This window comes from Limnohabitans sp. JirII-31 (assembly GCF_002778315.1).
Lineage (GTDB): Bacteria > Pseudomonadota > Gammaproteobacteria > Burkholderiales > Burkholderiaceae_C > Limnohabitans.
On sequence record NZ_NESA01000001.1, the window covers coordinates 1 to 16,184 of the forward strand.

Annotated in this window: 1 protein-coding gene; it reads left to right on the top strand. The window is 60.7% G+C overall.

From position 1 onward, the window contains the following. Positions 1-24 precede the first annotated feature (24 nt). Positions 25-16,161 carry an Ig-like domain-containing protein gene (locus B9Z41_RS00005; protein ID WP_233202433.1) on the top strand — a complete coding sequence of 5,379 codons (16,137 nt, stop codon included), beginning with the start codon at positions 25-27 and terminating at the stop codon, positions 16,159-16,161. Positions 16,162-16,184 lie beyond the last annotated feature (23 nt).

Here is a 16,184-nt window from a genome sequence, read left to right on the forward strand (position 1 = left end):
ACGGTGCAGGCCGATGGCAGTTGGATGGTCACGGTGTTGGCGGCTGACTTGGCCTTGCTGACAGACCAAAGCACGCTGACGGCGAGCCTGGCCGATGTCTACGGCAACACCGCTTCGGCCACGCGCTTGTTGGGCGTTGACAAAGTGGCACCCAATGCGCCCACCGTTGCCTATGTGAACGACACCGTGGGCACCATCACCGGCCATGTGGCCAGTGGCGGTGTCAGCGACGACACCCGCCCCACCGTGCGCGTGAGCTTGAGTGGCACCAACGCGGTGGCCAACGACAGCTTGCAGTTGTACGACAACCTCACGCCCATGGGCACTGCGGTGCAACTCACGGGCGCTCAGGTGACGGCAGGTTATGTGGACATCACCACGCCCCTGTTGAGCAACGGCAACACCTACGCGTTCAACGCCAAGATCACCGATGTGGCGGGCAACGTGGGCACGGCATCTGCGCTGTACACGGTCACCCTTGACACGGTGTCACCCACGCTGGCCATTACCAGCAGCGCCAGCACGCTCAAGGCGGGCGAGACAGCCACCATCAGCTTCACCTTCAGCGAAGCGCCCACGGGCTTTGCGGCAGGCGACGTGACCACCACCAACGGCACGCTCAGCGGCCTCACGGTCACAGCAGACCCCAAGGTCTACACGGCCACCTTCACGCCCACGGCCAGCTTGGCCAGCGGCAGCGCCAGCATCACCGTGGCCAGCAGTGCCTACACCGATGCGGCAGGCAACAACGGCGGTGCAGGCACCACGCCCAGCATCAGCATCGACACCCTGGCCCCCACGCTGGCCATCACCAGCAGCGCCAGCACGCTCAAGGCGGGCGAGACAGCCACCATCAGCTTCACCTTCAGCGAAGCGCCCACGGGCTTTGCGGCAGGCGACGTGACCACCACCAACGGCACGCTCAGCGGCCTCACGGTCACAGCAGACCCCAAGGTCTACACGGCCACCTTCACGCCCACGGCCAGCTTGGCCAGCGGCAGCGCCAGCATCACCGTGGCCAGCAGTGCCTACACCGATGCGGCAGGCAACAACGGCGGTGCAGGCACCACGCCCAGCATCAGCATCGACACCCTGGCCCCCACGCTGGCCATCACCAGCAGCGCCAGCACGCTCAAGGCGGGCGAGACAGCCACCATCAGCTTCACCTTCAGCGAAGCGCCCACGGGCTTTGCAGCGGGCGATGTGGTCACCAGCAACGGCACGCTCAGCGGCCTCACGGTCACGGCAGACCCCAAGGTCTACACAGCCACCTTCACGCCCACGGCCAGCTTGGCCAGTGGCAGCGCCAGCATCACCGTGGCCAGCAGTGCCTACACCGATGCGGCAGGCAACAACGGCGGTGCGGGCACCACGCCGAGCATCAGCATTGACACCTTGGCCCCCACGCTGGCCATCAGCAGCAGCGCCAGCACGCTCAAGGCGGGTGAGACAGCCACCATCAGCTTCACCTTCAGCGAAGCACCCACGGGCTTTGCGGCGGGCGACGTGACCACCACCAACGGCACGCTCAGCGGCCTCACGGTCACAGCAGACCCCAAGGTCTACACCGCCACCTTCACGCCCACGGCCAGCTTGGCCAGCGGCAGCGCCAGCATCACCGTGGCCAGCAGTGCCTACACCGATGCCGCGGGCAACAACGGCGGCGCGGGCAGCACGCCCAGCATCAGCATCGACACCGTGTCACCCACGGTCAGCAGTGTGGCCATCACCAGCGCCACGGGCATACAAAACAGCACCCTCAATGCGGGTGACGTGGTGAGCGTGACCGTGACGATGAGCGAAGCCACGGTGGTCGACACCACGGGTGGCACACCGCGCATTGCCTTGAACATCGGTGGCACCACCGTGTATGCCAGTTATGCCTCGGGCAGCGGCGGCACGGCCCTGGTCTTCAACTACACCGTGTTGGCAGGCCAGACCGATGCCAATGGCATCAGCATTGCGGCCAACAGCCTAGCGCTCAACAGCGGCACGCTCAAAGATGCGGCTGGCAACAGTGCCGCGATCACGCACAGCTTGGTGGCCGACAACGCCAGTTATCTGGTGGACACCACCGCACCCACGGTCAGCAGTGTGGCCATCACCGGGGCCACGGGCATTCAAAACAGCACCCTCAATGCGGGGGATGTGGTGAGCGTGACCGTGACCATGAGCGAGGTCACCACCGTCACCGGTACGCCACAACTCGCCTTGAACATTGGTGGTAACACGGTACAGGCCAGCTACGCCTCGGGCAGTGGCAGCACGGCCTTGGTGTTCAGCTACACCATCTTGGCCGGACAGACCGATGCCAACGGCATCAGCATCGACGCCAACAGCCTGGCGCTCAACAGCGGCACCCTCAAAGACGCGGCAGGCAATGTGGCCACGTTGACGCACAGCGCCGTCACCGACAACCCGAGCATCTTGGTGGACACCACCGCACCCACGGTCAGCGGTGTGGCGATCACCAGCGCCACCGGCATTCAAAACAGCACCCTCAATGCGGGCGACGTGGTGAGTGTGACCGTGACCATGAGCGAGGCCACGGTGGTGGACCTCACGGGTGGCACACCGCGCATTGGCTTGAACATCGGTGGCACCACGGTGTATGCCAGCTACGCCTCGGGCAGTGGTAGCACGGCCTTGGTCTTCAACTACACGGTGCTGGCAGGTCAGACCGATGCCAACGGCATCAGCATCGCGGCCAACAGCTTGGCGCTCAACAGCGGCACCCTCAAAGACGCAGCGGGCAACAACGCCACCATCACGCACAGCTTGGTGGCTGATAACGCCAGCTACTTGGTGGACACCACGGCACCCACGGTCAGCAGCGTGGCCATCACCGATGCCACGGGCATTCAAAACAACACCCTCAACGCGGGGGACGTGGTGAATGTGACGGTGACCTTGAATGAGGCCATCACCGTCACCGGTACACCTCAGTTGGCGTTGAATATCGGTGGCACCACCGTGCAAGCCAGCTATGCCTCGGGCAGCGGAACCAGCGCTTTGGTGTTCAGCTACACCGTGTTGGCCGGTCAGACCGATGCCAACGGCATCAGCTTGGCGGCCAATGCCTTGAGCTTGAATGGTGGCACCCTCAAAGATGCGGCTGGCAACGCCGCCACCCTGAGCAGCAGTTTGGTGTCAGACAACATCAATTACATGGTGGACACCACGGCACCGACCGCTACCTTGGTGAGCACAGGCAGCATTGCCAGTACCAGCAGCGCCACGGTGAAGAGTTCAGAGGCAGGTACGGCCTATTTGGTCAACAACAGCAACACGGTGTTGAGCGAGGCAGACATCCTGGCATTGGATGGTTCGCAATGGGTTTCGGGCGCTGTCAGCAGTGCCAACACCAACACCACTGTGGCTTTGTCTGGCTTGGCCGCCGGAACCATCAAGCTCTACACCGCAGACGCTGCGGGCAACTTGAGCGCCGCTGCCAGCACCAGCATCACCGTCACTGGCACGATTGACTTTGTAGAACTGGGCTCGACCAAGAGCGGCGACACGGGGGTGAGCAACACCGACTTCATCACCTCGATACAAACCCCCAACAGCATTCGGGTGCACTTCTTGGCGTCCATCATCACGGCTGCCAATGCGTCGAGTTACGAAATCAGTGTGGACGGCGGCTTGACCTACACCGTGGCCAGCTATGTGCACTCCAAAGAAGTGTTGATCACATCGCCCACCTTGTTGATGGGCACCAGCAGCGTGGTGGTGCGCCACAACGAAGGCGGTGGCAACTACTCGCAGATTTACAGCAATCCCTACACCGTCGATCAGACCGGCCCCACCATCACCACCGTCACCGACAACGTGGCGGCGGCGGTGACCAACGGTGTGATCGATTTCACGGTGACCTTTGACGATGCCATTTACGGCACTGTGAGCACCACCAGTTTCACCGCCACCAACGGCACGGTCAGCAGCGTGACCAGCCTGGGCAACAACCAATACACCGTGCGCGTCACGCCCACCGCCAACGTGGCCAGTGGCAACGTGGCTTTGAGCTTGGTGGGCACAGGCTTGAGCGACACCGCCGGCAACACGGCCACCAACGCCAGCCTGAGTGGTTTGGACAGCCAAGCGATTGACACCAAAGTGCCCACGGTGAGTGGTGTGGCCATCAGCGGTGCCACGGGCATTCAAAACAGCACCTTGAACGCAGGCGATGTGGTGAGCGTGACCGCCACCATGAGCGAAGCCACCGTGGTGGACACCACAAGCGGCACGCCACGCTTAGCCCTCAACATCGGCGGCACCACGGTGTATGCCAACTACGCCTCGGGCAGTGGCAGCACGGCGCTGGTGTTCACCTACACCGTGTTGGCCGGTCAGACCGATGCCAACGGCATCAGCATTGCGGCCAACAGCTTGGCACTCAACAGCGGTACCCTCAAAGATGCCGCTGGCAACAACGCCACGCTCACGCACACGGCGGTGGCAGACAACGCCAGTTATCTGGTGGACACCACCGCACCCACGACATTGACAGCGCTCACCCTGACCCCCAGTGGGGGCACGGTGGTGACCAACACGCTCAACGCCAGCAACACCGCCATGGCTTTCTCGGCCACGGTGACGGCTGGGCAGGCGACCGGTGGCAAGGCCGAGTTTTATGTGGGAGCCAACTTGATTGGCACCGACAGCGCCATTGCAGCAGCAGACACCACGCTGGTTTACACCACCAGCGATGGCACCCCCACCGCTGCCGAGGTGCAAGCGGCCATCACGGCGGGCGGGCAAATGAGCGTGATCTTGTACGACGCCGCAGGCAACACCCTCACGGCCACCGGCCCCACGTTGACGCGCGATGTGGCGGCGCCCACCGTCAGCAGCGTGGCCATCAGTGGCGCCACAGGCATTCAAAACAACACCCTCAACACGGGCGATGTGGTGAGTGTGACCGTGACCATGAGTGAAGTCACCACCGTCACCGGTACGCCGCAGCTGGCCTTGAACATTGGGGGCACCACGGTGCAGGCCAGCTACGCCTCGGGCAGTGGCAGCACAGCCTTGGTCTTCAACTACACCGTGTTGGCAGGGCAGACCGATGCCAATGGCATCAGCATCGACACCAACAGTCTGGCGCTCAACAGCGGCACGCTCAAAGACGCCGCGGGCAACAGCGCCACGCTCACACACGCCTCAGTCACGGACAACGCCGGCTATTTGGTGGACACCACCGCACCTGTCGCGCCCAACATCACCAGCGTCACCGATGATGTGGGGTCGATCATGGGCGTGGTCAGCAACGGCGGGCGCAGTGACGACACGCTGTTGGTGGTGCGCGTCAGCCTGAGTGGTACCAATGCAGTGGTGAACGACACCTTGCAGCTGTACGACAACACCAGCGCCGTGGCCAGTGCCGTGACTTTGAGTGCCAGCCACATCAGCAACGGCTATGTGGACGTCACCACCAACACGCTGACCAACGGCAGCAGCTACGCCTTCAACGCCAAGATCACGGACTTGGCAGGCAACATCAGTTCGGCATCGAGCACTTACACGGTGACGGTGGACACCACCGCGCCGACCATGACCATCAGCACCCCCTTGTCGGGAAGCGACAACCTGCTGAGCCAAAGCGAACTGGATGCGCTGGCCGGTGTGTCTCCGTTTGTGATTCAAGGCACAGGTGTTGGCTTGGAGGTGGGGTCGAGCTACACCCTGGTGCTCAACCGCACCACCTACACAGGCACCGTCACGACGGCGAACACCTGGAGTATTGATGTGCCCTATGACGCCATCCAGGCGTTGATGGACGGCAATGCTTACGACGTGCAGGTGCGCGGTGTAGACGTGGCGGGCAATATGTCTGCGGCAACCACTCAGACCTTGACGGTAGACCTTGCCAACAACGGCGCACCCACCGTGCAACAGGTGTTGACCAACAGCTTGACACCTACCTTGACGGGCGCAGCTTTTCGGTTGGTGTCTGGGGCTCACACTGCGCTGAGCAATGGCGATGCGTTCACGGTCACCATTCAAAATGCTTCTTACACCTACACCGTGGGCGGTGGCTCCAATCCTGCGGCGCTGAGCTACAACTCGGTGAACCAGTCGTGGAGTTTGGCCTTGCCATCGGGCGTGATCACGGCCGATGGTCAATACGATGTGGCGGTGCGCCTGGTGCTGTCCAACGGCACCACTTTGTATGACGGCAGTTCCGGTGAATTGACGGTGGATCGTGTAGCCCCCAACTTGACGATTTCCACGCTGGCCGGTGACAACACACTCAATGCGCTGGAGGTGCAAAGCGATTTGACCGTGAGCGGCACAGCCGATATGACCGAGGTGAACAACACGGTCAGCCTCACCGGGTTCAACGGAAAAACCTACACCGCCACCGTCAATGCCTCAGGGCATTGGAGCGCCAACATTGCTGCGGCTGATCTGGCAGCAACCACAGCGGGCACTGTGCGTGCCCAGCTCACCGACGTCTATGGCAACGTGGCCAGCACCACGCAAGCCTTGGCGGTAGACAAAGTGAGCCCCACGGTGACCAGCGTCACCGACAACGTGCCCGGCACAGTGACCTACAACTCGGGTCGTGTCACCTACACCTACACCTTCTCGGAGGCCGTGACCGGTGGCTTGACCGCCGCTGACTTCACGGTGACCAACGGCACGGTCTACAGCATCACCAGCTTGAATGTGCCTGCCACCCAATGGCAAGTGGTGGTTGACCCGCAAATGGGGGTGAACAACAGCACCATCACCTTGGTCTTGTCCAGCAATGCGGTGCAAGATTTGGCCGGTAACCCCAGTGTGGCGTATACCGACAGCAGCCAAGCCATCAACACCCAAAACCCTGGCTCGCCTTACATCGAAAGCGTGACCGACAACGTGGGCACGATCACGGGTCGCTTGGCCAATGGCGCCGTCACAGACGATACGGTGCTGCAAGTTCGCGTCGGGTTGGTCAGCTCTGGGGCTGTGGCTGGCAACGTGGTGCGTTTGTTCAACAGTGCTTCTGATTTGAGCGTTGCGGTCACATTGCAGGCTTCGGACATTTCGAACGGCTATGTCGATGTGGCAACTCCCACGCTGACCACTGGCAACACCTACGTGCTGAACGCGCGCATCACAGACGCGGGTGGCGGCACGGTCTACAGCACCTCGGGCAACCATTCGGTCACCATTGATGCGACAGCGCCCACCTTCACCAGTGCGGCCACGCCTTCTGTGACAGACACGGGGGCGGGTGTGACAACTGCCACCACGGTGTACACCGCGGCCAGCACCGATGCTTATGCCGTGACCTACAGCTTGGCTACACCCAACACGGGTGACGCACGCTGGTTCACGATCAACAGCAGCACCGGGGTGTTGACGTTCAATGCCACCGAAAAATATGGCGAAACCAACGATTCGGGTGGCGACCATGTGTACGACTTCAGCGTCATCGCCAGCGACACAGCGGGCAACACCAGCACCCAGGCGGTCACGCTGACGATGCGCGCCAACGCCGTGTATTTGCACGACCTGACCTTGGGCTTGGGTGGCTTTGTCATCAATGGACAAACGCACCGCGACCAAAGTGGCTGGTCGGTCAGCAGTGTGGGCGACGTCAACGGCGATGGCTTGGGCGATGTGATGGTGGGTGCGTGGCACCCGTGGGGCATTGTGGACGGCTACAGCGGCAGAAGCTATGTGGTGTTTGGCAAGACCGACAGCACAGCGATTGATTTGTCGGCGGTGGCTGCGGGCACGGGTGGCTTTGTCATCAATGGCCAATGTTCTGCCGACTTCAGCGGCGTGTCGGTCAGCGGCATTGGCGACATCAACGGCGACGGCTTTGCCGACGTGGTGGTGGGCGCCCATTGGGCCGATCTGACTGGCGCAGCCAACGCGGGACGCAGTTATGTGGTGTATGGCAAGTCCACCACCACCGCTGTGGACTTGTCGGCCATTGTCGCGGGCAGTGGTGGTTTTGTGATCAACGGCGAGTGCTTCAACGACCACAGCGGTTTTTCTGTGCACGCCGCAGGCGATGTCAACGGCGACGGCTTGGCCGACCTGATCATTGGCGCGCCGCAGTCAGACTTGCTGGCGGGCAATCGCGCCGGGCGCAGCTATGTGGTGTTTGGCACCACGGCTTCCACAGCAATTAATTTGTCCAGCATCAGCGCGGGTACGGGCGGCTTTGTCATCAACGCGCAAAGTGCCGAAGACCAAAGCGGCATCACGGTGACTGGCATTGGCGACTTCAACGGTGACGGCGCAGCAGACCTGCTGGTGGCCACGCCACAGCCCGACCCCACCAGCGGGACCGATGTGGGACGTTTTTATGTGGTGTATGGCAAGACCAGCACCAGCGCCGTGAGCTTGTCGGACGTGGCCTCGGGCAGTGGCGGCTTGTTGATTCAAGGCTCAGGTGCAGGCTATTTGAGTGGTTACTCCAGGGGCCCGGCCAGCGCCGCAGGCGACGTCAACGGCGACGGGTATGCCGATGTGATTTTGGGTGCTTACCAATCGGACACTGCCGCTGGCATCAACGCCGGGCGGACTTACGTGGTATTTGGCAACTCAGGCAACAGCACCATTCAAATGTCCAACGTCGCCGCGGGCAGCGGCGGTTTTGTGATCAACGGTCAATGTGCGGGCGACCAAAGCGGCATGTGGGTGAGCGTGGCCGGGGACATCAACGGGGACGGTTTGGCGGACATGATCATTGGTGCGCCATTGGCGTCTTCCCTCGGGGGCGCTGGTGCTGGGCGCAGCTATGTGGTGTTTGGCAAAACGGGCACCACCACCGTGGAGTTGTCGGCGATTGCGGCAGGCTCGGGCGGTTTTGTGATTTACGGTGAAAGCACTTCCGACAACAGTGGCTCGGTCAGCGGTGCTGGCGATGTCAACGGCGATGGCTTGGCCGACTTGATCGTGGGTGCTTGGGGCAGCGATGTGGCTTCGGGCAACAACGCAGGGCGCAGCTATGTGATTTTTGGCAGCACCACTGGTGCTTTCGCGCAGACGGCGGTGGACCAGATGGGCGACGCCAGTGCCAACACCCTCACCTCAACAGGTACCCAAACCTTGGTGGGCGGTGCGGGCAACGACACCCTCATTGGCGGCGGGGGTGCCGATGTGCTGTACGGTGGCTCGGGCAACGACGTGTTCGTCATCGGCAGCGGCAACATCAGCAAGTTGACCAGTACCTACAGCGCCGCCGATGGACAACTGGCGCGCATTGATGGCGGCACAGGGCTGGACACGATTCGCCTGACGGGCGGTGCTAACCTGGACTTGACAAGCATCAGCAATCTGTCGGTCAGTGACCCTGAGGTGGGCAGCCGCATCAGCAGCATCGAAAAAATAGACCTCTCCACGGACAGCAGCGCCAACACACTGACCTTGGGTGTGCGCGATGTGCAAGACATGGCAGGCATGAACCTGGTCAACAGCTCTGTCGGCAGCGGTTGGGCCAGTGGCACCTACACCTTGGCCAGCACGGTGCGCATGCATCAGTTGGTGGTGAATGGCACCGCCAGCGATACCTTGAATTTTGCCAACGCATTCAACAACCTGGGCACGGTGACCAACGCTGGCAACACCTACAACGTGTGGCAAGACAACACCAACAGTGTGCAGGTGATTGCTTTCCGTGCGATTGCTCAGCCGAGTGTGGACTTGTCTGCAATCGCAGCGGGTACGGGTGGCTTTGTGATCAATGGCCAATGTGCGAGCGACCAAAGCGGGTATTCGGTCAGCAGCGCCGGTGACGTGAACGGCGATGGTTTGGCCGACTTGATTGTGGGGGCGCGCCAGTCAGATCCCGCGGCGGGCGCCGATGCAGGGCGCAGTTATGTGGTGTTTGGCAAGACCGACAACACGGCGATCAATTTATCCGCTGTGGCCGCAGGCACCGGTGGTTTTGTCATCAATGGCCAATGCGCCAGTGACCAAAGTGGCTATTCGGTCAGCAATGCCGGCGATGTGAACGGTGATGGTCTGGCTGACTTGATTGTTGGGGCATGCTTGTCGGACCCTGCGACGGGCACAGATGCGGGACGCAGCTATGTCGTGTTTGGTAAGACAGACAGCGCGGCGATCAACCTGTCCGCCATAGCTGCGGGCATAGGTGGTTTTGTGATGAATGGCCAAGCCGCCAGTGATCAAAGTGGCCTGTCACTCAGTGCCGCGGGTGATGTGAACGGGGATGGTTTGGCCGATTTGATTGTGGGGGCGCGATTATCAGACCCTGCGGCGGGTCTAGACGCGGGACGCAGCTATGTGGTGTTTGGCAAGACCACCACCACAGCCATCGATTTATCGGCAGTGGCAGCAGGCACGGGTGGCTTTGTGATCAACGGCCAATGTGCTGGTGAGAACATTGGCAATGCAGTTAGCGCCGCAGGTGACGTGAACGGTGACGGCTTGGCTGATGTGATTGTGGGCGCAAGCCAGTCTGACCCCGCTGCTGGAGTAGATGCTGGGCGCAGCTATGTGGTGTATGGCAAGACCAACACCACGGGGATTGATTTGTCTGCCGTGGCTGCGGGCACGGGTGGCTTTGTGATCAATGGCCAATGTGCTGCTGATATCAGTGGCTGTGCAGTCAGTGCCGCAGGTGACGTGAACGGTGACGGCTTGGCCGATTTGATTGTGGGTGCACGCAATGCAGACCCTGCGGCTGGCGCGGACGCAGGGCGCAGCTATGTGGTGTTTGGCAAGACCGACAGCACGGTGATCAACTTATCCACTGTTGCAGCAGGCACCGGCGGTTTTGTGATCAACGGACAGTGCGCTGGTGAGTACAGCGGTTATTCGGTTAGCAATGCAGGCGATGTGAACGGAGATGGTTTAGCCGATTTGATCATTGGGGCTACTGCTTGGTCGCCTTTTAGTGGGCGTGGCTACGTGGTGTTTGGCAAGACTGGGACCACAGCGGTTGATTTATTGGCGGTGGCAACGGGTGTCGGTGGATTTGTGATCAACGGACAGTGCGCGATGGACCAAGTAGGCGTGTCGGTGAGCGCCGCTGGTGACGTGAATGGTGATGGTTTGGCCGATTTGATCGTAGGCGCAAGTGGGGGTGACCCAGCAGGGGGTACAGACGCAGGTCGCAGCTATGTGATTTTTGGCAGCACCAGCGGTGCGTTTGCACAGAGCGCGGTGGACCAGATGGGCACTTCAGCCGCTGACACGTTCACTTCAACAGGCAGTCAAACCTTGATGGGTGGGGCAGGCAACGACACGTTGACGGCCAGTGCGAGCACAGGTGCTGACATTTTGTACGGTGGCTCAGGTGACGATACTTTTGTGGTGACTTCGGCCATGGTGACCGCTTTGCAAAGCGGCTTTGGCTCGGGCGGCAACACCTCGCAGTTGGCCCGCATCGACGGTGGTGGTGGCAACGACACGCTGCGTGTGACGGGTGGGGCCAACCTGGACTTGACGCTCATCAGCAACGCGGCGGCATCCAGCCCAGATGGCGGCAGCCGCATCAGCAGCATTGAAAAAATAGACCTGTCCACGGACACCAGTGCCAACACACTCACCCTGGGTGTGCGCGATGTGCAAGACATGGCGGGCATGAACCTGATCAACAGCGCCACCAGCGGCTGGGCCAGTGGCACCTACACCTTGCCTAGCACGGTGCGTATGCACCAGTTGGTGGTGGACGGTAGCGCGCTTGATACCTTGAACTTTGCCAACGCCTTCAACAGTGTGGGCACGGTGACCTACGGCGGCAACACCTACACGGTGTGGCAAGACAACACCAACAGCGTGCAGGTGATGGCCAACCGTGCGATCGCGCAGCCCAGCCTGAATTTATCGGCCATTGCGGCGAGCACGGGTGGCTTTGTCATCAACGGCCAATGCGCGAGCGATCAAAGCGGCTTTTCGGTCAGCAGTGCCGGTGATGTGAACGGCGACGGCTTGACAGACTTGATCGTGGGCGCGCCTTATTCAGACCCGGCAGGCGGTGCCAATGCAGGGCGCAGCTATGTGGTGTTTGGCAAGACCGACAACACGGCGATCAATTTGTCTGCGGTGGCCGCAGGCACGGGTGGTTTTGTCATCAATGGCGAGTCGGGCTCGTATGTGGTGGCTGGAAGTACGATTGTTTGCAACGATCTGAGTGGCTATTCCGTGTCAGGCGTTGGAGACTTCAACGGCGATGGCTTGTCTGATTTGATCGTTGGTGCTTATGCCTCCTCTGCTTCGGGGGCCTTGCAAAGAGGCCGTAGCTATGTGGTGTACGGCAAAACAAGTGGACTGGCGGTGCAGTTGACCGATGTGTCCAACGGGACCGGTGGTTTTACTGTGGTGGGTCAGAACGGTTATGACTTCTCCGGCATATCGGTGAGTGCCGCTGGTGACGTCAACGGCGATGGTTTGACCGATGTGATTCTGGGCGCCTGGGGCAACGACGCCGCAGGGTCTGATCGTGGCTCCAGTTACGTGATGTTTGGCACCACTGCTGCGTTGACAACCGTCAACGTGGCAGCAATAGCCTCAGGCACGGGGGGCTTTGTCATCAAAGGTCAATGCAACAACGAATGCAGCGGCTACTCTGTGAGCAATGCAGGGGATGTGAACGGGGACGGCTTGTCTGACTTGATCGTTGGCGCACCCTACTACTACCCGGGCGGCAGCTTCATTGAGCACACCTATGTGGTGTTTGGCCAAACGGGAACGACGGCTGTGGAGTTGTCCGCAGTGGCTGCTACGTCGGGTGCCACGGGCGGCTTTGTGATCAACGGGCAAGGTTTCAGTGATCGAACAGGTTACTCGGTCAGTGCGGCCGGTGACGTCAACGGCGACGGTTTGGCCGATGTGATTGTGGGCGGTTACCTCTCCGATCCAGCATCGGGCGCCAACGCAGGACGCAGCTATGTGGTGTTTGGCAAAACAGGCAGCGCGGCAGTTGATTTGTCTCTGATCGCTGCCACAGCCGGTGCCACGGGTGGCTTTGTGATCAACGGGCAATGCGCTGCTGATCAAAATGGCATCTCGGTGAGCACGGCCGGTGATATGAACGGCGACGGTTTGGCTGATTTGATCGTGGGCGCGAACTACTCTGATCCAGTGTCTGGTAACAACGCAGGGCGCAGCTATGTGGTGTGGGGCAAAACGTCGTTCACCGCAGTGGACCTGTCCGCAGTGGCCTTGGGTGTTGGTGGCTTTGCGATCAACGGGCAGTCGGCCAATGACCAAAGTGGTATCTCGGTCAGCGCAGCAGGGGATGTGAACGGCGATGGCCTGGCTGATTTGATTGTGGGCGCTAACGGTGCAACTTCTTCTGCGGGTCGCAGCTATGTGATTTTTGGCAGCACCAGCGGTGCGTTTGCACAGAGCGCGGTGGACCAGATGGGCACTTCAGCCGCTGACACGTTCACTTCAACAGGCAGTCAAACCTTGATGGGTGGGGCAGGCAACGACACGTTGACGGCCAGTGCGAGCACAGGTGCTGACATTTTGTACGGTGGCTCAGGTGACGATACTTTTGTGGTGACTTCGGCCATGGTGACCGCTTTGCAAAGCGGCTTTGGCTCGGGTGGCAACACCTCGCAGTTGGCCCGCATCGACGGTGGTGGTGGCAACGACACGCTGCGTGTGACGGGTGGGGCCAACCTGGACTTGACGCTCATCAGCAACGCGGCGGCATCCAGCCCAGATGGCGGCAGCCGCATCAGCAGCATTGAAAAAATAGACCTGTCCACGGACACCAGTGCCAACACACTCACCCTGGGTGTGCGCGATGTGCAAGACATGGCGGGCATGAACCTGATCAACAGCGCCACCAGCGGCTGGGCCAGTGGCACCTACACCTTGGGTAGTACGGTGCGCATGCACCAGTTGGTGGTGGACGGTAGCGCGCTTGATACCTTGAACTTTGCCAACGCCTTCAACAGTGTGGGCACGGTGACCTACGGCGGCAACACCTACACGGTGTGGCAAGACAACACCAACAGCGTGCAGGTGATGGCCAACAGCACGATTTCACAGCCGACTGTGAACTTGTCTGCGATTGCAGCAGGCACGGGGGGCTTTGTGATCAACGGCCAGGGTGTGAGTGATCGCAGTGGGTATTCGGTCAGCAACGCCGGCGACGTCAACGGCGACGGCTTGGCCGACTTGATGGTGGGCGCACTTTATTCCTCTGGCATTGCGGGGGCCAATTCGGGCCGCAGCTATGTGGTGTTTGGCAGCTCATTGGGCACGGCCATCAACCTGTCGAATGTGGTTGCGGGCACCGGTGGCTTTGTGATCAACGGTGCCAGCGCTGGTGATAACGCAGGCTTTTCGGTGAGCGGGGCTGGCGACGTCAACGGTGACGGTTTGGCCGATGTGATCGTTGGTGCCAACAGTGCGGTTCTTTCCGGTGCCGGGTCTAACACCGGTGCGAGTTATGTGGTGTTTGGTCAGACGGCAGGTACAGCCATCAATTTGTCCGATGTAGCCGCAGGCACAGGCGGCTTTTTGATCAAAGGGACGAACTTCACATCCAGCGGCAACTCGGTCAGTGGTGCCGGTGATGTGAACAACGACGGACTGGCCGACTTGATTGTGGGCGCACGTTTTGGTGACCCGACTGCTTTGACCGGCAACAACAATGCTGGCACCAGTTATGTGGTGTTTGGCAAAACCGACACGGCGGTTGTGAATTTGTCGGCCATCGACACGACAGGCGTGGCCGTGGGCGGCTTTGTCATCAACGGCCAGGGATCGTCTGACCAAAGCGGCTACTCGGTCAGCAGCGCAGGCGATGTGAACGGCGACGGATTTGCCGACGTGATTGTTGGTGCTGCATATGCAGACCCGGCTGGCGGCATCGATGCGGGCCGCAGCTACGTGGTGTTTGGCAAGGCCAGCACCACGGCCATCAATTTGTCAGACGTTGTGTCGGACACAGGTGGCTTTGTGATCAACGGGCAAAGTGCCAGCGATCAGGCAGGCTTTTCTGTCAGTGGTGCCGGCGACGTCAACGGCGATGGCTTGTCTGACGTGATTGTGGCTGCGAATCTGTCTGACCCCTTGGCGGGCACCGATGCAGGCCGCAGCTACGTGGTGTTTGGCAAGACCATCTCGGGGGCCATTGACTTGTCGGCTGTGGCTGCGGGCACCGGTGGTTTTGTGATCAATGGGCAATGTGCTGCGGATCAGCAAGGCAACACGGTCAGCAGTGCGGGTGACATCAACGGGGACGGCTTGGCCGATCTGATTGTGGGGGCACCTTTATCGGACCCCAGCGCAGGCAGCAACGCCGGGCGCAGCTATGTGGTGTTTGGCAAGAGCAGCACGACGGGCATTGACTTGTCGGCTGTGGCCATGGGCATTGGCGGATTTGCCATCACAGGCGAGACGACGAGCGACCAAAGTGGTTACGCCGTCAGCGCTGCAGGGGACGTCAACGGCGACGGTTTGGCCGACTTGTTGGTGGGAGCCCGGCTTTCTGATTGGGGCGGCGGCGTTGATGCAGGACGCAGCTATGTGATCTTTGGCAGCACCAGTGGTGCGTTTGCGCAAAGCGCTGTGGACCAAATGGGTACCTCAGGCGCTGACACGCTCACCTCGACGGGCGGGCAAACCTTGATCGGTGGCGCAGGCAATGACACCTTGATCTCCAGCGGTGCCGACGTGCTGTACGGCGGTCTAGGCAACGATGTGTTTGTGTGGTCATCCGGTATGGCTACGGCGATGAACAACGGTTTGGGCGCTGGAGGCAACACCACCCAACTGTCGCGTATCGACGGTGGTGCCGGGATCGATACCTTGCGTTTGTCGTCGGGTCTGGGTTTCAACTTCACCACCCTCAACAACCTCAACTTCTCTCAGGCCGACGATCCTTCCCGCTTCGCCTCCATGGAAGTCATTGACTTGAAAACCGACACGGCGGTCAATGCGCTTTACATCCGGGCTCACCATGTGATGGAGACCAGCGAGATGAATGTGTTCAACAGCAGCAACACCACCTACGTCAGTGGCACGGCCTTGGCAGCTTCGATTGCCAAGGTTCAAACCATGATTTGGGGGGATGCGGGTGACACGCTGAACATTGGCATCACAGGGTGGACCAAACTGGACACGGTGGTCAGTTACCAAGGGCATACCTTGAATGTCTACAACAGCACGTCGTATGCTGCACAGTTGTTGATTGAACAAACCATCGTCAATGCGTCACACGTGGTTTGATCGGGCATGGAATGATTTCAGAA

Bases quoted from the DNA above. Each gene is read 5' to 3' on its own strand.
- B9Z41_RS00005 (WP_233202433.1), top strand. From the start codon at position 25: ATGGTCACGGTGTTGGCGGCTGACTTGGCCTTGCTGACAGACCAAAGC.